The sequence below is a fragment of the Pseudomonas sp. Choline-02u-1 genome (assembly GCF_002836515.1).
GTDB lineage: Bacteria > Pseudomonadota > Gammaproteobacteria > Pseudomonadales > Pseudomonadaceae > Aquipseudomonas.
The window spans coordinates 23,610-43,850 of record NZ_PJBC01000006.1 but is presented as its reverse complement, the minus strand read 5'-3'; the positions used below and the strand labels follow the sequence as shown (position 1 = coordinate 43,850).

Annotated in this window: 16 protein-coding genes; 8 read left to right on the top strand and 8 right to left on the bottom strand. The window is 60.9% G+C overall.

The annotated features are described in order from the left end of the window. Positions 1–112: 112 nt before the first annotated feature. The 8 genes from CXF97_RS06600 (at position 113) to cobA (ending at position 11,848) form a co-directional block, all read left to right on the top strand. Entirely contained in the window at positions 113–1,324 is a 1,212-nt protein-coding gene (locus tag CXF97_RS06600; protein WP_101157326.1) for a CmpA/NrtA family ABC transporter substrate-binding protein, read from the top strand. A gap of 15 nt (positions 1,325–1,339) precedes the next feature. Further along, positions 1,340–1,915, top strand: a complete 576-nt coding sequence (locus CXF97_RS06595; RefSeq protein WP_101157324.1) for an ANTAR domain-containing response regulator — start codon at positions 1,340–1,342, stop codon at positions 1,913–1,915. A gap of 382 nt (positions 1,916–2,297) precedes the next feature. Continuing rightward, on the top strand, positions 2,298–3,509 hold the full coding sequence (locus tag CXF97_RS06585) for a NarK/NasA family nitrate transporter (protein ID WP_016773839.1): 1,212 nt from the start codon (positions 2,298–2,300) through the stop codon (positions 3,507–3,509). Between the two features lie 7 nt (positions 3,510–3,516). Then, a complete protein-coding gene (locus CXF97_RS06580) occupies positions 3,517–5,187 on the top strand; it encodes a bifunctional protein-serine/threonine kinase/phosphatase (RefSeq protein ID WP_101157322.1) in 1,671 nt (556 codons plus the stop codon). A gap of 407 nt (positions 5,188–5,594) precedes the next feature. Beyond that, positions 5,595–8,048, top strand: a complete 2,454-nt coding sequence (gene nirB, locus CXF97_RS06575) for a nitrite reductase large subunit NirB (RefSeq protein WP_101157320.1) — start codon at positions 5,595–5,597, stop codon at positions 8,046–8,048. Continuing rightward, entirely contained in the window at positions 8,045–8,362 is a 318-nt protein-coding gene (gene nirD, locus CXF97_RS06570) for a nitrite reductase small subunit NirD (protein WP_016773836.1), read from the top strand. Before nirB ends, nirD begins: the two co-directional genes overlap by 4 nt. Continuing rightward, complete coding sequence (locus tag CXF97_RS06565; protein ID WP_101157318.1) at positions 8,362–11,073, top strand: nitrate reductase; 2,712 nt, start codon at positions 8,362–8,364, stop codon at positions 11,071–11,073. Before nirD ends, CXF97_RS06565 begins: the two co-directional genes overlap by 1 nt. A gap of 13 nt (positions 11,074–11,086) precedes the next feature. Continuing rightward, positions 11,087–11,848, top strand: coding sequence for a uroporphyrinogen-III C-methyltransferase (gene cobA / locus CXF97_RS06560; protein WP_101157316.1), 762 nt, complete (start codon positions 11,087–11,089; stop codon positions 11,846–11,848). 102 nt (positions 11,849–11,950) lie between these two features. Here cobA and CXF97_RS06555 read toward each other — a convergent pair whose 3' ends face one another. From CXF97_RS06555 to ppsA, 8 genes are all read right to left on the bottom strand, one after another. Continuing rightward, complete coding sequence (locus CXF97_RS06555; RefSeq protein ID WP_016773833.1) at positions 11,951–12,985, bottom strand: OmpA family protein; 1,035 nt, start codon at positions 12,983–12,985, stop codon at positions 11,951–11,953. Positions 12,986–13,092: 107 nt separating this feature from the next. After that, positions 13,093–13,683, bottom strand: a complete 591-nt coding sequence (sigX, locus tag CXF97_RS06550) for an RNA polymerase sigma factor SigX (protein WP_016773832.1) — start codon at positions 13,681–13,683, stop codon at positions 13,093–13,095. 90 nt (positions 13,684–13,773) lie between these two features. Next, complete coding sequence (locus CXF97_RS06545; protein ID WP_101157314.1) at positions 13,774–14,598, bottom strand: mechanosensitive ion channel domain-containing protein; 825 nt, start codon at positions 14,596–14,598, stop codon at positions 13,774–13,776. Positions 14,599–14,600: 2 nt separating this feature from the next. Continuing rightward, on the bottom strand, positions 14,601–14,849 hold the full coding sequence (locus tag CXF97_RS06540; protein ID WP_003223293.1) for a hypothetical protein: 249 nt from the start codon (positions 14,847–14,849) through the stop codon (positions 14,601–14,603). A gap of 63 nt (positions 14,850–14,912) precedes the next feature. After that, a complete protein-coding gene (locus CXF97_RS06535) occupies positions 14,913–15,908 on the bottom strand; it encodes a zinc transporter ZntB (protein WP_101157312.1) in 996 nt (331 codons plus the stop codon). Positions 15,909–15,928: 20 nt separating this feature from the next. Further along, positions 15,929–16,420: a ribonuclease E activity regulator RraA gene (gene rraA, locus CXF97_RS06530; RefSeq protein WP_101157310.1), complete on the bottom strand. Its 492-nt coding sequence runs from the start codon at positions 16,418–16,420 to the stop codon at positions 15,929–15,931. Between the two features lie 224 nt (positions 16,421–16,644). Beyond that, positions 16,645–17,634, bottom strand: coding sequence for an alpha/beta fold hydrolase (locus CXF97_RS06525; protein WP_101157308.1), 990 nt, complete (start codon positions 17,632–17,634; stop codon positions 16,645–16,647). Positions 17,635–17,817: 183 nt separating this feature from the next. After that, positions 17,818–20,193 (bottom strand): phosphoenolpyruvate synthase, encoded by a 2,376-nt coding sequence (gene ppsA, locus CXF97_RS06520; protein ID WP_101157306.1) that lies wholly within the window; start codon positions 20,191–20,193, stop codon positions 17,818–17,820. Positions 20,194–20,241 lie beyond the last annotated feature (48 nt).

Below are 20,241 nucleotides of genomic sequence, written 5' to 3'. Positions count from 1 at the left end.
CACCCCGCTCATCAGTCTGCCGACCAATGACGGCGCGCAGGCCAGGACAATGGCGTCGTCCCCGGGTTTTGCCTGCGCAGAATCCGGGACGGCGTTTTTTTTGAGGTAGCGTATGAACGAAACGTCCTTGGGGCCGCTGGCCTGGGTCAATGGCAGCGATGCGCCGGAAAAGAGCGCGATCAATCTCGGTTTCATGGCGCTGAGCGACTGCGCCTCGGTGGTGGTCGCCGCCACTCAGGGCTTCGCCCAACCCTACGGCCTGACCCTGAACCTCAAGCGTCAGGCGTCATGGGCCAACCTGCGCGACAAACTGGTCAGCGGCGAACTGGATGCCGCGCACAGCCTGTACGGGCTGATTTATGCGGTGCACCTGGGCATCGGCGGCGTCGCCCCGACCGACATGGCGGTGCTGATGGGCCTGAACCAGAATGGCCAGAGCCTGAACCTGTCCCATGGCTTGCAACAGGCTGGCGTGAACAGCCCTGAAGCGCTCGACCGCCACGTGCACCAAAGCCGCGCAAAACTCACCTTCGCCCAGACCTTTCCCACCGGCACCCACGCGATGTGGCTTTATTACTGGCTGGCGAGCCAGGGCATCCATCCGTTGCAGGATGTCAACAGTGTGGTAGTGCCGCCGCCGCAAATGGTCGCGCACCTGCAAGCCGGGCGCATCGACGGTTTTTGCGTCGGCGAACCCTGGGCGGCCAGCGCGGTGCAACGGGGGCTCGGCTTCACTCTGGCGACCAGCCAGAGCATCTGGCCCGACCACCCGGAAAAAGTCCTCGGCTGCACCCGGGCGTTCGTCGAGCAATACCCCAACACCGCGCGGGCGCTGGTCATGGCCATTCTTGAGGCCAGCCGCTTCATCGAACAAAGCCCGGAAAACCGCCGCAGCACCGCCCAATTACTCAGCGCTGCGGAATACCTCGACACCCCGGCCACCTGCATCGAGCCGCGCTTTATGGGCGACTACGCCGACGGCCTCGGCAATCGCTGGCAGGATCCGCACGCGCTGCGTTTTCACGGCGATGGCGAGGTCAATCTGCCCTACCTTTCCGACGGCATGTGGTTCATGACCCAGTTCCGCCGCTGGGGCCTGTTGCGCGAGGACCCGAATTATCTGGCCGTCGCCCGTCAGGTTCAGCATCTGGATCTGTATCGCGAGGCCGCCAGCGCTATCGGTGTCGCGACTTCATATGCAGACCTGCGCAGCAGCCAGTTGCTCGACGGCAAGGTCTGGGATGGCAGCGATCCGGCGGGCTATGCGCGCAGTTTCAAACTGCACGCCCTGAACGACGCCACCCCCCTACTCGCCCAGCGCTGACAGGAGATCGCGAACATGTTGCGCATTCTGCTGATCAACGACACCGCGAAAAAAGTCGGACGCCTGAAAGCGGCGCTGACCGAGGCCGGCTTCGAAGTGATCGATGAGTCCGGCCTGACCATCGACCTGCCGGCGCGCGTCGAAACGGTGCGTCCGGACGTGATCCTGATCGATACCGAGTCACCGAGCCGCGATGTCATGGAGCAAGTAGTACTGGTCAGCCGCGACCAGCCACGGCCGATCGTGATGTTCACCGACGAACATGACCCAGGGGTGATGCGTCAGGCGATCAGGTCCGGGGTCAGTGCCTACATCGTCGAAGGCATTCACGCACAGCGCTTGCAGCCGATTCTCGACGTGGCGATGGCGCGCTTCGAGACTGACCAGGCCTTGCGCGCGCAATTGCAGGCGCGCGACCAGCAACTGGCCGAACGCAAGCGCATCGAACTGGCCAAGGGTTTGCTGATGAAGATGAAGGACTGCAACGAGGAAGAGGCCTACACGCTGATGCGCCGCCAGGCCATGAGCCGCCAGCAGAAGCTTATTCAAGTGGCGGAGCAGATCATTGCCATGAGTGAGTTGCTGGGCTGAATGATCGTTCCCACGCTCTGCGTGGGAATGCATCACGTGACGCTCTGCGTCACCTCGCAAGAGCGGACGCAGAGCGTCCATGGAGGCATTCCCACGCGGAGCATGGGAACGATCTGAGCCTCCTGTAGGAGCTGACGAGTGCAACGAGGCTGCGATCTTTTCGAGCCTTGGCACAAATCTCGCTATGTAAACCGCACAGGTAACCAACGGCGGTTGCCCCACCCACGACAAAGACGTCGCTCACCCCATTCGCCCTCGCGCGGATCCGGTAGCGGCGTTTTTGCGTTTTGGCCCCACAGAGCGGGGCCGGTGGTGCGGCCGTGCAGGCGCTCCACCTGCTGTGCATGACTCCTTTCGAGACTCTTTTCAGCCGAGGTGCGCGATGAATTCAAGCTTCTGGAAATCCGGCCATACCCCGACCCTGTTCGCGGCCTTCCTGTATTTCGACCTGAGCTTCATGGTCTGGTACCTGCTCGGCCCGCTGGCGGTGCAGATTGCCGCCGACCTGCACCTGACCACCCAGCAACGCGGCCTTGTGGTCGCCACGCCGATTCTCGCCGGCGCGGTGTTGCGCTTCGCCATGGGCATGCTCGCGGATCGCTTGTCGCCCAAGACCGCCGGACTGATCGGCCAGGTCATCGTCATCTGCGCGCTGTTCGGCGCCTGGAAACTCGGCATCCACAGTTATGAACAGGCGCTGATCCTCGGCCTGTTCCTCGGCATGGCCGGCGCGTCGTTCGCCGTGGCCCTGCCGCTGGCCTCGCAGTGGTACCCGCCAGAGCATCAGGGCAAAGCCATGGGCATCGCCGGTGCGGGCAACTCCGGCACCGTGTTCGCCGCGCTGCTGGCGCCAGTGATTGCCGCCGCGTTCGGCTGGAGCAATGTCTTCGGTTTCGCCCTGATCCCGCTGGTTTTGACCTTGGTGCTGTTCGCCCTGTTGGCAAAAAACGCCCCGCAGCGGCCAAAACCGAAAGCCATGGCCGACTACTTCAAGGCCCTCGGTGATCGCGACAGCTGGTGGTTCATGTTTTTCTACAGCGTCACCTTCGGCGGCTTCATCGGCCTGGCCAGCGCCCTGCCCGGTTACTTCAACGATCAATACGGTCTGAGCCCGGTAACCGCCGGCTACTACACCGCTGCCTGCGTGTTCGGCGGCAGCCTGATGCGGCCACTGGGTGGCGCGCTGGCCGATCGCTTCGGCGGCATTCGCACCTTGCTGGCGATGTACACCGTCGCTGCCATCTGCATCGCCGCCGTCGGCTTCAATCTGCCAAGTTCCTACGCGGCGCTGGCGCTTTTCGTCTGCACCATGCTCGGCTTGGGCGCGGGCAACGGTGCGGTTTTCCAACTAGTGCCGCAGCGTTTTCGTCTGGAGATCGGCGTGATGACCGGGCTGATCGGCATGGCCGGCGGTATCGGCGGCTTCGCCCTCGCGGCCGGCATGGGCGCGATCAAGCAAAGCACCGGCAGTTATCAACTGGCGCTGTGGTTGTTCGCCAGCCTCGGCGTGCTGGCATGGTTTGGCCTGCACGGCGTCAAGCGTCGCTGGAGGACCACCTGGGGTTCGGCAGCGGTGACGGCAGCGCGGGTCTGAGGCGTCGATGGCCCTGCAACTGAGCTTTGCCGAAGCCAGCGCCACCGGGCCGCGCGCAGAGAATCAGGACGCCCTGCGAGCGGTGACCCCGGCGCCGGCATTGGCGCTGGGCAAGGGTTATCTGTTTGCCATTGCCGACGGCGTCAGCCAGTGCGCCGATGGCGGCCTCGCTGCGCGTTCGACGTTGCAGGCGCTGGCGCTGGACTACTACGCGACGCCGGAAACCTGGAGCGTGGCCCAGGCGCTGGATCGTCTGCTGCTTGCGCAAAACCGCTGGCTGCAGGCCAACGGCGGCGGGCAACCGCTGCTGACCACGGTCAGCGCGCTGGTGATGCGCGGTCGACGCTTCACCCTCGCCCATGTTGGCGATTGCCGGGTCTATCGCTGGCACGCCGAGCGTTTGCAGCGCATCAGCGAGGATCACGTCTGGGAGCAACCGGGCATGCAACACGTGCTCAAGCGTGCGCTCGGGCTCGATCAGCATCTGGTCCTGGATTTCCTCGACGGCGAACTGTGTGAGGGCGAAAGCTTCGTGCTGCTCAGCGACGGCGTCTGGTCGACCTTGGGCGATACCGCGATCGCGGCGATTCTGCGTGATCAGCCGGACCTGCACAGCGCAGCGCAAACCTTGGTCAACGCCGCGCATCTGGCCGGCAGTCAGGACAACGCCAGTGCCCTGCTGGTGCGCGTCGATGCGCTGGGCGAAGCGAGCATTGGCGATGCGCTGGTGCAGCTGCAGCAGTGGCCGCTGCCGCCCGCGCTGAAACCCGGGCAAGCGTTCGAGGGCTGGCAAGTGCAGAGCGTCGTCGGCCAGAGCCAGCAATCATTGCTGTATCGCGTGCTCGACGGCCAGGCCCAGCCCTGGCTGTTGAAGACCTTGCCGACGCGACTGGCCGACGATGCGCAGGCCGGGCAAGCGTTGCTGTCGGAAGAATGGTTTCTCAGGCGCGTCGCCGGTCGGCATTTTCCGCAAATTCATGCCTGCCCTCAGCGTCAGCATTTGTATTACGTGATGCGCGAATACCCCGGGACGACGCTGGCCGAAGTGTTTCAGCACAGCGGCCCGTTGCCATTGGCGCAGTGGCAGGACATCGCCGAGCGCCTGTTGCGTGCGGTCGGCCTGCTGCATCGACGGCAGATTCTGCATCGCGATATCAAACCGGAAAACCTGTTGCTGGGTGAGGACGGCGAGCTGCGCGTGCTGGATTTCGGTCTGGCTTATTGCCCGGGACTTTCGGAGGACGCGCCGGCGACACTGCCGGGAACGCCAAGTTTTATCGCCCCGGAAGGGTTTCGCGGCGAACCGCCAAGTGCACAGCAGGATTTATATTCGCTCGGCGTAACGCTCTATTACCTGCTCACCGGGCATTTTCCCTACGGTGAGATCGAAGCGTTTCAGCGGCCTCGATTTGGCGTGCCGGTGAGTCCCGGTCGCTATCGCCCGGACTTGCCGGAATGGCTGGCGCAGAGTCTGGAACGCGGCGTCGCGGCCGATCCTCAGCAACGCTTTGAAACCGCCGAAGAGTGGTTGCTGGTGCTGGAACAGGGTGAGCGGCGCAGCCTGAGTGTGCGGCCCCGGCCGTTATTGGAGCGGGAGCCGTTGAAGGTCTGGCGGACGATGGCTTTGGTGGCGTTGCTGGGGAATGTTGTGCTGCTGGTTTTGTTGTTTCACAGTTGAACCGAGGCGCGCCATTCGCGAGCAAGCCCGCTCCCACGTTAGAACGCGTTCCCCTGTGGGAGCGGGCTTGCTCGCGAAGGCGCCAGACCCGACACCCCAGGTCCTCCATAGATAACGCGCCACGAACGAGCAACGCGCCTCCATTCGGTGCAGAAAAATTTCGTGAGCCGTACCAAACCCCAATAAACCCGCGCCTTCCAAAGTTGGCACAACCACTGCATTACCTTTCTCACCATACATAAAGCCCAACCTTCAACGACGAAGGCTGCGCTTCCCGAGAGAACGGGACCAGGACAAAGGCGTCCTCGCTAGGCAACTAGCGGGACGCCTTTTTTTTGTTTGCGCAAAATTTGTCGAGCAAGGCCCGACGGCCCACCAGAGGCCAGCCGCAGCTCCCGGAGAACCTGATGAAAAAACTCAAACTGGTGATGATCGGCAATGGCATGGCCGGGGTGCGTACCCTGGAAGAACTGCTCAAGCTGAGCAACGAGCTCTACGACATCACCGTCTTCGGCGCCGAACCGCACACCAACTACAACCGCATCCTGCTGTCGCCGGTGCTGGCCGGCGAGCAGACGTTTGAAGAGATCGTCCTCAACGACCTCGACTGGTACCTGGAAAACAACATCAAGCTGCTGCTCAACCGCAAAGTGGTGGAGATCGACCGGGTCAAGCGCCGAGTGATTGCCGAGGACGGCACCGAGGCCGAATATGATCGCCTGCTGATCGCCACCGGTTCGACCCCTTTCATCCTGCCAATCCCCGGCAATACGTTGCAGGGCGTGATCGGTTACCGCGACATCGCCGACACCCAGGCCATGATCGACACCGCCAGGACCCACAAGCACGCCGTGGTCATCGGCGGCGGCCTGCTCGGCCTCGAAGCGGCCAACGGCCTGATGCTGCGCGGCATGCACGTGACCGTGGTGCACCTCGGCGAATGGCTGCTCGAGCGGCAACTGGACAAGACCAGCGGCCAGCTTCTGCAATCGGCGCTGGAATCCCGTGGCCTGCATTTTCGCCTGTGCGAACAGACCCAAGCCCTGCACGACGCCGGCAATGGCCGGGTCGGCTCGGTGCAGTTCAAGAACGGCGACATCATTCCTGCCGATCTGGTGGTGATGGCCGCCGGCATCCGCCCCAACACCGAACTGGCAGAAAAGGCCGGCATCCCGTGCAATCGCGGGATTCTGGTCAACGACACCCTGCAAACCTATGACCCGCGCATCTACGCAATCGGCGAATGCGCCAGCCATCGCGGCATCGCCTACGGTCTGGTCGCACCGTTGTTCGAACAGGCCAAAGTCTGCGCCAACCACCTCGCCCAATTGGGTTTCGCTCGCTATCAGGGTTCAGTGACCTCGACCAAACTCAAAGTCACCGGCATCGACCTGTTCTCCGCCGGCGATTTTATGGGCGGCGAAGGCACCGAGACCATCACCCTCTCCGACCCGATCGGCGGTGTGTATAAAAAACTGGTGATCAAGGATGACGTGTTGGTCGGCGCGTGCCTGTACGGCGATACGGCAGATGGCGGTTGGTATTTCCGCCAGATTCGTGAGAATCACGCCATCGGTGAGATCCGCGATCACCTCATGTTCGGCGAAAACGCTTTAGGCGACGTAGGACATCAGGGCCAGGACAAAGCCATGGTCATGGCCGACAGCGCCGAAGTCTGCGGCTGCAACGGTGTGTGCAAGGGCACCATCGTCAAGGCGATTCAGGAACACGGCCTGTTCAGCGTCGATGAAGTGAAGAAACACACCAAAGCCGCCAGCTCCTGCGGTTCCTGCGCTGGCCTGGTCGAGCAGATCCTGATCAACACGGTGGGTGGCGCGGCGGACGTCAAACCGAAAAGCGAAAAAGCCATCTGCGGTTGCAGTGACCTCAACCACGGGCAGATTCGTCAGGCGATCCGTCAGGAACACCTGCTGACCATCGCCGAGACCATGAGTTACCTGAACTGGCGCACGCCCAATGGCTGTGCGACCTGTCGCCCGGCGCTCAACTATTACCTGATTTCCACCTGGCCGGGCGAAGCCAAGGATGACCCACAATCACGCCTGATCAACGAACGCGCCCACGCCAACATCCAGAAGGATGGCACCTATTCGGTGGTGCCGCGCATGTGGGGCGGCGTCACCAACCCATCGGAACTGCGCCGGATCGCCGATGTGGCCGACAAATACAACGTGCCGATGGTCAAGGTCACCGGCGGTCAGCGCATCGACTTGCTGGGAATCAAAAAGCAGGACCTGCCCGGCGTCTGGAAAGACCTCGACATGCCGTCCGGTCACGCCTACGGCAAATCCATCCGCACGGTGAAAACCTGTGTCGGCAGCGAATTCTGCCGCTTCGGCACACAGAACTCGACGCAACTGGGCATCGAACTCGAGCACGACCTGTTCAACATGTGGTCGCCGCACAAGGTGAAGCTGGCCGTGTCCGGTTGCCCACGCAACTGCTCGGAAGCGGGCATCAAGGACGTAGGAATCATCGGCGTCGACTCCGGCTGGGAGATGTACATCGGTGGCAACGGCGGGATCAAGACCGAAGTCGCCGAGTTCTTCGTCAAGCTCAAGACTGCCGAGGAAGTCCGTGAATACAACGGCGCGTTCCTGCAGCTCTACCGCGAAGAAGCCTTCTACCTCGAGCGCACCGTGCACTACCTGCAACGGGTCGGCATGGAGCACATCAAGAAGAACGTGCTCGAAGACGCCGAGCGGCGCAAGGCCCTGAACGAGCGGCTGCAATTCTCCCTGTCGTTCGAACAGGACCCGTGGAAGGAGCGCCTGGCGCAGCCGCAACTGAAGAAAGAATTCGATGTGATCCCCGTGAAAAACCTGGAGGTGCCGGCATGAACTGGCTCGATATCTGTGCGCTGGAAGAGATCAACGCCCTCGGTTCGCGGATCATTGCCGGGCCGAAAGGAGACATCGCGATTTTTCGTACAAGCGACGACGAGGTTTTCGCCCTCGATGACCGCTGCCCGCACAAGGGCGGGCCGCTGTCGCAAGGCCTGATCTACGGCAAGCGCGTGGCCTGCCCGCTGCACAACTGGCAGATCGACCTCGAAACCGGCGAAGCTCAGGCGCCAGACATCGGCTGTGCCCATCACCATCCGGCGCGGGTCGAGAATGGCCGAGTGCAACTGGCCCTGCGGGACGCCATCTGATGAACCGCCAGACGACCGCATCGACCTGCTGTTACTGCGGGGTCGGCTGTGGCGTGCTGATCGAGCATGACGGCGAGCGCATCCTCGGCGTCAGCGGCGATCCGGCGCACCCGGCCAACTTCGGCAAACTGTGCAGCAAAGGCTCGACGCTGCACCTGACCGGCGACCTCGCCGCCCGCGCCTTGTACCCGGAACTGCGCCTGGGCAAAGGCCTGGCGCGCAGCCGTACTGACTGGGATACCGCCCTCGACCACGCGACCAACGTGTTCGCCGAAACCATCGCCGAGCACGGCCCGGACAGCGTGGCGTTCTACATCTCCGGGCAGTTGCTCACCGAGGACTACTACGCCTTCAACAAACTGGCGCGGGCGCTGGTCGGCACCAACAACATCGACAGCAATTCGCGGCTGTGCATGTCGTCAGCGGTGGTCGGCTACAAGCGCAGCCTCGGCGCCGATGCTCCGCCGTGCAGCTATGAAGATCTGGAGCTCAGCGACTGCGTGATGATCGTCGGCAGTAACATGGCCTACGCCCATCCGGTGCTTTTCCGTCGACTGGAGGAAGCCAAATCCCGTCGTCCGCAGATGAAAGTGATCGTCATCGACCCGCGTCGCACCGATACCTGCGAACTGGCTGACCTGCATCTGGCGATTCTTCCGGGCACAGATGTCGCGTTGTTCCATGGGATTTTGCATCTGCTGCTGTGGGAAGACTGGATCGATCGCGATTTCATCAAGGCGCACACCGAAGGCCTAGCCGAACTCAAAACGCTGGTCCGCGATTACACCCCGCAAATGGTTTCGCAGCTGTGCGGCATCAGCATCGAGCAACTGCAGCAATGCGCAGAATGGGTCGGCACTGCGCCGAGCTTCCTGTCGCTGTGGTGCATGGGCCTGAATCAGTCCACCGCCGGCAGCGCAAAAAACAGTGCGCTGATCAATCTGCACCTGGCCACCGGGCAAATTGGCCGGCCCGGTGCAGGACCTTTCTCGCTGACCGGTCAGCCGAATGCCATGGGCGGGCGTGAAACCGGCAGTCTGTCCAATCTCCTGCCCGGCCATCGTGATGCCGCCAACCCGCAGCATCGCGCCGAAGTGGCGGCGTACTGGGGCGTGGAGAGCTTGCCCGAGGCGCCGGGCCTTAGCGCCATCGAACTGTTCGAAAACCTGCGCAGCGGCAAAATCAAAGCGTTGTGGATTGCCTGTACTAACCCGGCGCAATCGATGCCTGATCAGAGCGCAGTCCGCGCAGCGCTTGAGGCCTGTCCTTTTGTGGTGTTGCAGGAAGCTTTCCGAACCACCGAAACCGCTGCGTTTGCCGACCTGCTGTTACCCGCCGCCAGTTGGGGCGAGAAAGAAGGTTCGGTGACCAACTCCGAGCGGCGCATTTCCCACGTGCGCAAAGCGGTTGTCGCACCGGGCGAAGCGCGGCCGGACTGGGCAATCACGGTGGATTTCGCACAGCGTCTGGAACAACGTCTGCGTCCTCAGCAGCCAAGTCTGTTCGCTTTCGATCAGCCTTCGCAGTTGTTTGACGAATTCAAACTGCTGACCCAGGGGCGCGATCTGGATCTCTCCGGGATCAGTCATGCCTTGATCGACGAGATCGGCCCGCAGCAATGGCCCTTCCCTGCCGGCGCCCGCCAAGGCACGCCACGCTTGTACGGCGACGGCATTTTTCCTACGGCCAATGGCCGCGCGCAGTTCATTGCCGATCCGTACCGCGCCGCCAAGGAACAACGTGACGCGCGCTTCCCCCTGACCTTGCTCACCGGTCGCCTGCGTGACCAGTGGCACGGCATGAGCCGCACCGGCACCGCCGCGCAATTGTTCGGCCACGTCAGCGAAGCCGTGCTCAGCCTGCACCCTGACGAGATGCGCCGGCACCGCTTGCAGCCCGGCGATCTGGTCAATCTGAAAAGCCGCCGTGGCACGGTGATTGTTGCGGTCGGCAGCGACGACAGTGTGCGTCCGGGCCAGGCATTCCTGCCGATGCACTGGGGCGATCGCTATCTCAAGGGCGGTGTAAACCAGCTGACCTTGCCGGCGTTTGATCCGCTGTCCAGGCAACCGGAGCTCAAGCACAGCGGCGTGCGTCTGGAGGCAGTCAACCTGCCGTGGCAGCTGTTCGCCTTGATCGAGGGTGATGTTCAGCGGCATTTCGAGATGCTACGCCCGCTCTGCGAGGCGTTTTCCTACGTCAGCCTCAGCCTCGTTGGTCGTGAGCGGCCAGCGTTGCTGATACGCGCTGCGCATGCCGAGGCGCCGGCGCCACAGTTGCTGGCCGAGATCGACCAGTGCTTGTCGCTGCTCGATGGCCCGGTTCTGGCCTACGACGATCCGCGTCGCGCCATTGGCAAGCGAGTGCGCATCGAGACCGGCCGTATCACCGCCATTCGCCTGGCCGGCGAAACCCTTGCGCAACACTGGTTGCAAAGCCTATGGCTGGAGGGCCGCGCCGACCAGCAACTGCGCCGCTGGCTGCTCGCGCCGATGAGTGCACCACCGGGCGCTGTCGGCGCCATCGCGAGCGACAGAATTCTGTGCAATTGCGAAAACGTCAGCCTCAATACAGTCTGCGCCGGCATTCGCCAAGGCCTGGATCTGCAAGGCCTGAAAAACAATCTCCGATGCGGCACGCAGTGCGGCTCTTGCGTGCCGGAAATCAAGCGTCTGCTGGCTGCCGAAGCGCGGCCGGTGGCGGTCATTTAACGAGGACAACACCATGAATGCGAAAGTCTGGCTGGTGGGCGCAGGCCCTGGCGATCCGGAATTGCTGACGCTCAAAGCGGTGCGCGCATTGCGCGAGGCCGACGTGGTGATGATCGATGATCTGGTCAACGGAGCGGTGCTCGAACACTGCCCGAGTGCGCGGGTTATCCCCGTCGGCAAGCGCGGCGGCTGCCGTTCGACACCGCAGGCGTTCATTCATCGGCTCATGCTGCGTTACGCCCGTCAGGGTAAATGCGTGGTGCGGCTCAAGGGCGGCGATCCGTGCATTTTCGGGCGTGGTGGTGAAGAAGCGCTGTGGCTGCGCGAGCGTGGCGTTGAGGTGGAACTGGTCAACGGCATCACCGCCGGGCTGGCCGGGGCGACTCAATGCAATATCCCCTTGACGTTGCGTGGCGTGGCGCGCGGGGTGACGTTGGTGACCGCGCACACTCAGGACGACAGTCAGTTGAACTGGCAGGCGCTGGCGCAAGGCGGGACGACGCTAGTGATTTACATGGGCGTGGCCAAACTGGGGGAGATTCGTGATCAGCTGTTGGCCGGAGGGATGGCGGCGGATACGCCAGTGGCGATGATCGAAAACGCCTCGTTGGCGCATCAGCGCGAATGTCGCAGTGATCTGAGTGCGATGGCTGAGGATGCGTCGGCGTTTGAATTGAAGAGCCCGGCGATTCTGGTGATCGGCGCGGTGGCTGCTGTCGTGGAAGAGCAAAAGATCGCAGCCTTCGGCAGCTCCTACAGGACACATACGATCTGAATGTAGGAGCTGCCGCAGGCTGCGATCTTTCAAAATTCAAAGCCAAATCGCAGACAAAGAAAAGCCCGGCCTGAGCCGGGCTTTTCCATCAGCGGCAGCTAATTACTTAGCTTGAGCTTCAACCTGCGCTTCTACGCGACGGTTTACAGCGCGGCCAGCGTCAGTTTTGTTGTCAGCAACTGGGCGGGATTCGCCGTAGCCAACAGACTGAACGCGGGACGATTCAACACCGTACTGGTTGGTCAGAACTTGCTTAACGGCGTTTGCACGACGCTCGGACAGTTTCTGGTTGTAAGCGTCAGGACCGACGGAGTCAGTGTGACCTTCAACAGTAGTGGTGGTGGATGGGTACTGCTTCATGAAGTCAGCCAGGTTTTTGATGTCGCCGTAGCTGTTAGGCTTGACTACCGACTTGTCGAAGTCGAACTTCACGTCCAGCTCAACACGAACAACTTCAGCAACTGCTGGGCAGCCATCAGCGTCAACGGTTACGTTGGCTGGGGTGTCCGGGCACTTGTCAACGTTGTCGCAAACGCCATCGTTGTCGCTGTCGGAGCAGACTTCAGCAGGTGCTGGAACTGGAGCAGCAGCAGGCTTGGAGCCGCCACCGAAGTTCACACCGATACCGACGCTAGGAGCCCACTCGGTGTCGCCCTGGTCGATGTTGTATTGAGCTTCAACGCCGGCACGGGCGTAGAAGTTCTCGGTGAAGTACAGCTTGGCACCGCCGCCAACGTTGGCGAAGGTGGAACGGTTACGACCGTTCGAACCGTTCTGGTCGATGCTCTGGTCAGAGAAACCGGCCGAAACGTATGGACGAATCATGTCGCCTGGGTTGTTGAAGTGGTACAGAGCGTCCAGAGCGGTGTTAGCGCCTTTGACGTTCTTGCCATCGTCGGCACGTACGTTGTGCACTTCGTCGTAGCCCAGACGCAGTTCAACGTCGTCGGTCAGGAAGTAACCGATCGAACCGCCGAACAGGTTGCCGTTGTTCTTGAAGTTACGAGCGCTGTCGAATTGTTCTTTCTTAGCGAAGCCTTCGATTTCAACTGCGCCTTGGCCTTGTGCCAGAGCGCCGAACGAAGTGGCGGCAATCAGAGAACCAATGGCCAAGCCCAAGGTGTTTTTCAGTTTCATCCGTTAAATCCCCATCTGGTGATTGTGAAGCAGTCCCGCAAACCGGGGGACAACTCGGCGGCAAGTCTATCAGAACTTGCCTACACGTAAGAGATATTTGCGCTGAACTAAGTTTCAGCAATGCCTGCAAATTTCTCACGCAATTTATCTAGAGCGCGTTTGTAACGCATTTTTGTCGCACTCAAACCCATGTGCATGATGTCTGCGATCTCCTGAAACTCCAGCTCTGCGACAAATCGTAGCACCAGAATTTCGCGGTCAATCGGATTCACATACACCAGCCAGCGATCAAGCCCACCCTTCTCCTCCGGCTTCGGCGCCTTTTCTTCAGACGCTTCTTCAAGAGGGTCCAGACTGAGAGCGTCCATCAAGCGACGCTTACGCCGTTCCTTCCGATACTGCGTGATGCATTCGTTGTAAGTGATGCTGTAAAGCCAGGTTTTGAACTTCGATTTCCCCTCGAAGTTCTTCAGGCCGTACAGCACCTTCAGCATCACTTCCTGACAGACATCGTCTGCGTCGCGATCGTTCCCAAGATATCTCGCGCAGACGTTAAATAATGTTCGCTGGTAACGCCGCATCAACTCTTCGTAGGCGCGCGTTACGTGAAACAGCTCGGTATGCGAGCGCGCGACCAACTCCTCATCAGAGAGCTCGCGGGGGTCGTAGCGCGTGGATAGCGGTTGGGCTTTATTCAAAACAAGTCGTGCCGACAGTCAGGTCAATGTCCGCCACAACCAGCCTCGGCTGGCATTTTGCGGCGGCATACATTAGCAGGGTTTGCCGGTTTAGCGGCTACTCACATGCTGTTCCAGCAGGATCCGATTGGAGAGAGAGACTAGCTCACCCTCATCGGTCAGCAATGTGGTTTTAACCGTGCCGATCTCTTCGATCTGGCCTTCGACCTCGCCAACACGCACTTGTTGCCCAACCTCGTACAGCTCACGCACATAGATTCCCGCAAGAATCTGACCGGCGATTTCCCGGCTTCCCAAACCCATGGCCAGCGCAACTGCCAGACCAACGGTAATCAATACGATGACAATCACATGGTTCAGCAGGTCAGTCTTGACCTCAAGCTGGCTGATCGCAACCGAGATGCTGATGATGATTACCAGCCCCTGCGCGATCCGCCCCACCCCGGAAGCGTAGTCCAGGCCTACGCCTTCTGCCGCCCCGCGCACCAGCCCGTTGGCCAGTTGCGCCAGCAGGACACCGACCAGCAATACCAGCGCCGCACCGAAAACCTTCGGTAAATACAACGCCAGCATGTCCAGCGTAGCTGAAACTCGCTCAAGGCCAAGGGATTCTGCCGCAGAAACCAGAAAAATCAGCAGAACGAACCAGTAAACGATTTTACCGATCAGCGTCGAGATCGGCACCTGCAGCCCGGCTCGCGACATCAGCTTGGTCAGCCCGGTACCGCCCATCAGGCGATCAAGGCCCAGTTTGGCGAGCAATTTGGAGAGCAAGGTGTCGAGCAGCTTGGCCACGACGAAACCCAACAGCAGCACAACCAGTGCGCCGAACAGGTTCGGAATGAAATTAGCGACTTTGGTCCACAACGCAGTCATTGCAGTGACGAGGCTCTGAGTCCAGAGATCAAGTTCCATATTCAATCAGCCTTATCAGCAGTGCGAGCAGTGGTTTTACGAAGACGGGAAACCGGCGAGACATGCGCCGAGCCATTGTTCAGGGCGATCATCAGCGCGGGCAGCCAGCGGCCCAGCAGGCTGAACAGATCACCGGCGCCGACCTGGCGGTTGGCGGTTTTGAGTACGCGGCCCAGGCACGCATCGTCGTCGCGGCTGGACGGCGAAGCGTTGAGCATGTCGCGCAAAGACTGTTCAAACGGATCGTGCATACGCACCTCTCGTGATGTCTGTGAAAGACGCGGGCAGATTTGCTCGGGTCACATGCGCCATGTTCACACCCAGCGCAAACGGCGGAATAACCACCACTGGCCGAATGCCAGGGCGAGTACCGTCAGGCAGGCGATCAGAAAACCATACGGACTTTCGGCAAACGGAATACCGCCGACATTGATGCCGAGCAAACCGGTGATGAAACTCATCGGTAAAAAGATGCAGGTAATGATGCCGAAGCGGTACATGGTGCGATTCATGTGCACGCTCAAACGCCGGTCTTCAGCCTCGAGCACAAGCCCCACGCGCTCTCGGGTCAATTCGAGCTCTTCGAGATAGCGGGTCAGGCTGTTGTTCAATTCGTTCCAGTAGTCGGCATCGTCTTCGACGAACCACGGCAGTTTTATCCGCGTCAGCTGCCCGAAAATATCGCGCTGCGGCGCAAGAAAACGCTTCAGCCCGGCCGCTCTGCGACGGATGTGCAAAATGGCACCATGCTCGGGGGTGTACCGTTCGTCGGCGTCGAGTTTTTCTTCCTCTTCATCGACCACTTCCGAGAGACACGTGACCAGATCCTGCACTTTATTGGTGAGGAACTGCGCCAGATACAGCATCAATTCGGAAGAAGTTTTCGGACCTTTGCCCTCGGCCAGCAACGCCAGCAACTCATCCGTAGCGCGCAACGGCCGCAAGCGCAGGGAAATCACGCGATGAGCGGAGGCGAAAATCCGTACAGAGACCATGTCTTCCGGTTCGGCGCCAGGGTTGAGATTGACCCCGCGCAGAAACAGCAGCAGCTCGGAGTCGGGCAATGGCAACAGACGCGGGCGGGTGTTCTCTTCCAGCAGCAGATCGCAGGTGAATTCGTTGAGCCCGCTGGATTTGCGCAGCCAGGTCTGGGTCTGCGGATGGCTGCGATCCCAGTGCAGCCACAGGCTTTCATGGGCCTGCAACTGCAAATCGTCAAGCTCAGTCCGGGCTATCGAACGCGCACCACCCTTGCCGTCCAGCACCAGGGCATGCACCAGCCCCCATTGCGCGTTTTCTTCCTCGAACATCCGCATCCCTTGTCGAAATCTTATTCAGGCATTTTCAGCGGACTCGGCGATACGATCACGCCGTTGTTGTCCGCATAAATGTACTGGCCCGGCTGGAACGTCACGCCGGCAAAAGTCACCGCAACGTTGAGGTCGCCAATGCCGCGTTTGTCGGTTTTCATCGGATGGCTCGCCAGCGCCTGCACGCCGAGGTCGGTCTGAGCGATGACATCAACGTCACGGATGCAACCGTAGATCACAAGCCCTTCCCACCCGTTCTGCGCGGCCTTGGCGGCGATCATGTCGCCCAGCAGTGCACGGCGCAGCGAGCCGCCACCATCAACCACCAGCACTTTGCCTTTGCCGTTGAGTTCGGCTTGCTCCTTGACCAGCGAGTTGTCTTCGAAGCACTTGATGGTGACGATTTCGCCGCCGAACGAATCACGGCCGCCGAAATTGCTGAACATCGGTTCCAGCACCTGCACCAGCTCCGGGTAGGCGTCGCACAGGTCAGGCGTAAGGTAATGTTCCATCGAAAAACTCCTGTAACAAGGAAGACGATCAAGGATGCCGCATTCTGATGAGACGAGTTCCGGCGGTCGCTGTTTACCTTAGTCCATGCCATGGTCGCTGAGCGAACCTGAACCGCCGCTGAAACGTTATCGCTAAAACGTTATCGCTAAACAGTCACGAAATGTGACCAGAATGGCGCGACGCGTCATATCTTAGCCGCTAGCCAGGCTGAACGGAACGCCCTTTATACCGCTGCAGCCAAATCCGCTGTCTGTGCCAGCAATGGCGTCTGCTGATCGTTCAACCAGCGCGCCACCAGCGGCCACACCTCAGTTTGCGCTGCTTTGCTCACCAACATTTCGACATGACCGAAATTATCCGAGAAGCCCTGCCCGCGGCCCAGATTGATGAATTGCTTGTGCTCAGAGCCGATCTGCTCGAACAGCTTGCGACAGGCCCACGCCGGATCCTGATGATCCCCCGCTGCCGTCACGGCGAGCACCGGCACCTTGACCTCGGCAAGCCCGGCCCACCAGTCCTTGTCCTGATCGCCGAAGCGGCCGAACAAGCCGTACCAGCGCATGCTTTCGATGGCGAGCCCGATCGGCTCATCTTCCGGACCGCGTTTGAGGCGTGAACCGGACAACTGCGCAAAACGCTTGAGAATGAAGCGACTGCCCCACTCCAGCGGCGGGATCTTCAGCGGCCAATAAGTGCGGCTGACCTGGGTGCCGAAAAACGCCGCCGACGCCACCGCAGGCTCACCCAGATACTCGCCTCCCAGGGCGGCAGCGAGGGTGATGCCGCCCAGCGAATGACCGATCCAGTGCGGAATCTTCCCGCTTTGCTCTCGCACGAACGCGGCAATTGCCGGCAGATCGTAACGCGCGTAGTCGGCCACCCGATTGCGCCGATAGTCCTCATTGCGCTGGGACAGGCCGTGGCCACGCATTTCCGGAATCCACACGTCGAAGCCCTGCCGCGTCAGATACGCGCCAAGTCCGAGGCCTTTGGGGGAAAACCAGAAGCGCCGATTGGAAAAGCTGCCATGCAACAGAATCACCGGCACGCCGCGTGGCGCCGTGTCATCGGCCATGCCCAGGCGGGTGACAGCGATTTCCACGGACCAGTCCGGGCTGTTGCCGGGTTTCAATCGATAGACGTCTTCGCTCAGATCGCCGCGCCGCTCGGCGCTGATCAGCGCGACAGGAAACAGATTGCTACTGCTTTGCATAATGCTCTTGCACAAAAAAGGGCGGCATCTACAAGAGCCCGCCCTACTTCAATCAAAAGGCCCGCCCCATGTGAGAGCGAGTTTGCTCGCGAAAACGGCACATTCGTCACATCAGTGTCGAATGTCAGTCCGTCTTCGCCAGCAAGCTCGCTCCCACAAGGGGAACGGGCCGTTACATTTCCATCAAGCCTGCGCCTGGCCTTCGGCAAGGAAGAACCAGGTTTCCAGCACGGTGTCCGGGTTCAGCGACACGCTTTCGATGCCCTGCTCCATCAGCCACTTGGCCAGATCCGGGTGGTCCGAAGGGCCCTGACCGCAGATGCCGATGTACTTGCCGGCCTTGTTGCACGCCTGAATGGCGTTGGCCAACAGCTTCTTGACTGCCGGATTACGCTCATCGAACAAGTGAGCAATGATCCCCGAGTCACGGTCCAGACCCAGCGTCAGTTGGGTCAGGTCATTGGAGCCGATCGAGAAGCCGTCGAAGAATTCAAGGAATTCATCAGCCAGAATCGCGTTGGATGGCAACTCGCACATCATGATCACGCGCAGACCGTTCTCGCCGCGCTTCAAGCCGTTTTCGGCGAGCAGGTCGACCACCTGGCTGGCTTCGCCGAGAGTACGGACGAACGGCACCATGATTTCTACGTTGGTCAGGCCCATCTCGTTGCGCACGCGCTTCAACGCACGGCATTCGAGCTCGAAGCAATCGCGGAACGATTCGCTGATGTAACGCGAAGCGCCACGGAAGCCCAGCATCGGGTTTTCTTCTTCAGGCTCGTAGAGCTTGCCGCCGATCAGGTTGGCGTATTCGTTGGACTTGAAGTCCGACAGACGCACGATGACTTTTTTCGGCGTAAACGCTGCAGCCAGAGTGCTGATGCCTTCTACCAGTTTGTCGACGTAGAAGTCGACCGGGTCGCTGTAACCGGCAATGCGCTTGTCGACGCTATCCTTGATTTCCTGCGGCAGACCGTCGTAGTTCAACAGCGCTTTCGGGTGGACGCCAATCATGCGGTTGATGATGAATTCCAGACGGGCCAGGCCCACACCGGCATTCGGCAGTTGCGCGAAGTCAAAGGCGCGGTCCGGGTTGCCGACGTTCATCATGATTTTGAACGGTAGCTCCGGCATGGCGTCGACGGAGTTCTTCTTGATGTCGAAGCCCAGTTCGCCCTCGAAAATATAACCGGTGTCGCCTTCGGCACAAGACACGGTCACGCCCTGGCCATCCTTCAGCAGCTGGGTGGCGTTGCCGCAACCGACCACCGCCGGGATGCCCAGCTCACGGGCGATGATCGCCGCGTGGCAGGTACGCCCGCCACGGTTGGTGACGATGGCGCTGGCGCGCTTCATTACCGGTTCCCAGTCCGGGTCGGTCATGTCGGAGACCAGCACGTCGCCCGGCTGGACTTTGTCCATCTCGGAGACGTCTTTGATGATCCGCACTTTACCGGCGCCGATGCGCTGGCCGATGGCGCGGCCTTCCACCAGCACAGTGCCGGTTTCCTTCAACAGGTAACGTTCCATGACGTTGGCCTGGGTGCGGCTTTTCACGGTTTCCGGACGCGCTTGTACGATGTACAGCTTGCCGTCGTCACCGTCCTTGGCCCACTCGATGTCCATCGGGCAGCCGTAGTGCTTCTCGATGATCATCGCTTGCTTGGCCAGCTCGCTGACTTCGGCGTCGGTCAGGCAGAAACGCGCGCGCTCGGCCTTGTCGACATCGACGGTCTTGACCGAACGACCGGCCTTGGCCTCGTCGCCGTAGATCATCTTGATCGCTTTGCTGCCGAGGTTGCGACGCAGGATTGCCGGACGACCGGCCTCCAGCGTGCCTTTGTGGACGTAGAATTCATCCGGGTTGACCGCGCCTTGTACGACGGTTTCGCCCAGACCGTAGGCGCCGGTGATGAACACCACGTCACGGAAGCCGGATTCGGTGTCCAGCGTGAACATCACGCCGGCGGTGCCGGTTTCCGAACGCACCATGCGCTGCACACCGGCCGACAGGGCGACCAGTTTGTGGTCGAAGCCCTGGTGCACGCGATAGGAAATCGCGCGGTCGTTGAACAGCGAAGCGAACACCTCTTTGGCGGCGCGGATAACGTTTTCCACGCCACGGATGTTCAGGAAGGTTTCCTGCTGACCGGCGAAGGACGCGTCCGGCAAGTCTTCGGCGGTGGCGGAGGAACGCACGGCCACGGCGACATCAGGATTGCCGGCCGACAGAGCAGCAAATGCGGTGCGAATCTCGGCATTCAGTTTTTCGGGGAATTCGGCGTCCATGATCCATTGACGGATCTGTGCGCCGGTCTTGGCCAGGGCATTGACGTCGTCGACGTCGAGCGCGTCGAGGGCCTTGTGAATCTGATCGTTCAGGCCGCTCAGTTCGAGGAAGTCACGATAGGCCTGAGCCGTCGTGGCGAAGCCGCCGGGGACCGAAACACCGGCGCCTGCCAGGTTACTGATCATCTCGCCCAGGGATGCGTTCTTGCCCCCCACATGCTCAACATCGTGTTTGCCGAGCTTATCGAGGGAAACTACGTACTCTACCAAGGTGATCTCTCCACTAACTGTGTTGGAAAAGCTCAGAAGCCGGCGGCC

Excerpts from the sequence above, each read along its gene's own strand:
- CXF97_RS06600 (WP_101157326.1), top strand. The coding sequence starts at position 113 with ATGAACGAAACGTCCTTGGGGCCGCTGGCCTGGGTCAATGGCAGCGAT.
- CXF97_RS06595 (WP_101157324.1), top strand. The coding sequence starts at position 1,340 with ATGTTGCGCATTCTGCTGATCAACGACACCGCGAAAAAAGTCGGACGC.
- CXF97_RS06585 (WP_016773839.1), top strand. The coding sequence starts at position 2,298 with ATGAATTCAAGCTTCTGGAAATCCGGCCATACCCCGACCCTGTTCGCG.
- CXF97_RS06580 (WP_101157322.1), top strand. The coding sequence starts at position 3,517 with ATGGCCCTGCAACTGAGCTTTGCCGAAGCCAGCGCCACCGGGCCGCGC.
- nirB (WP_101157320.1), top strand. The coding sequence starts at position 5,595 with ATGAAAAAACTCAAACTGGTGATGATCGGCAATGGCATGGCCGGGGTG.
- nirD (WP_016773836.1), top strand. The coding sequence starts at position 8,045 with ATGAACTGGCTCGATATCTGTGCGCTGGAAGAGATCAACGCCCTCGGT.
- CXF97_RS06565 (WP_101157318.1), top strand. The coding sequence starts at position 8,362 with ATGAACCGCCAGACGACCGCATCGACCTGCTGTTACTGCGGGGTCGGC.
- cobA (WP_101157316.1), top strand. The coding sequence starts at position 11,087 with ATGAATGCGAAAGTCTGGCTGGTGGGCGCAGGCCCTGGCGATCCGGAA.
- CXF97_RS06555 (WP_016773833.1), bottom strand. The coding sequence starts at position 12,985 with ATGAAACTGAAAAACACCTTGGGCTTGGCCATTGGTTCTCTGATTGCC.
- CXF97_RS06545 (WP_101157314.1), bottom strand. The coding sequence starts at position 14,598 with ATGGAACTTGATCTCTGGACTCAGAGCCTCGTCACTGCAATGACTGCG.
- CXF97_RS06540 (WP_003223293.1), bottom strand. The coding sequence starts at position 14,849 with ATGCACGATCCGTTTGAACAGTCTTTGCGCGACATGCTCAACGCTTCG.
- CXF97_RS06535 (WP_101157312.1), bottom strand. The coding sequence starts at position 15,908 with ATGTTCGAGGAAGAAAACGCGCAATGGGGGCTGGTGCATGCCCTGGTG.
- rraA (WP_101157310.1), bottom strand. The coding sequence starts at position 16,420 with ATGGAACATTACCTTACGCCTGACCTGTGCGACGCCTACCCGGAGCTG.
- CXF97_RS06525 (WP_101157308.1), bottom strand. The coding sequence starts at position 17,634 with ATGCAAAGCAGTAGCAATCTGTTTCCTGTCGCGCTGATCAGCGCCGAG.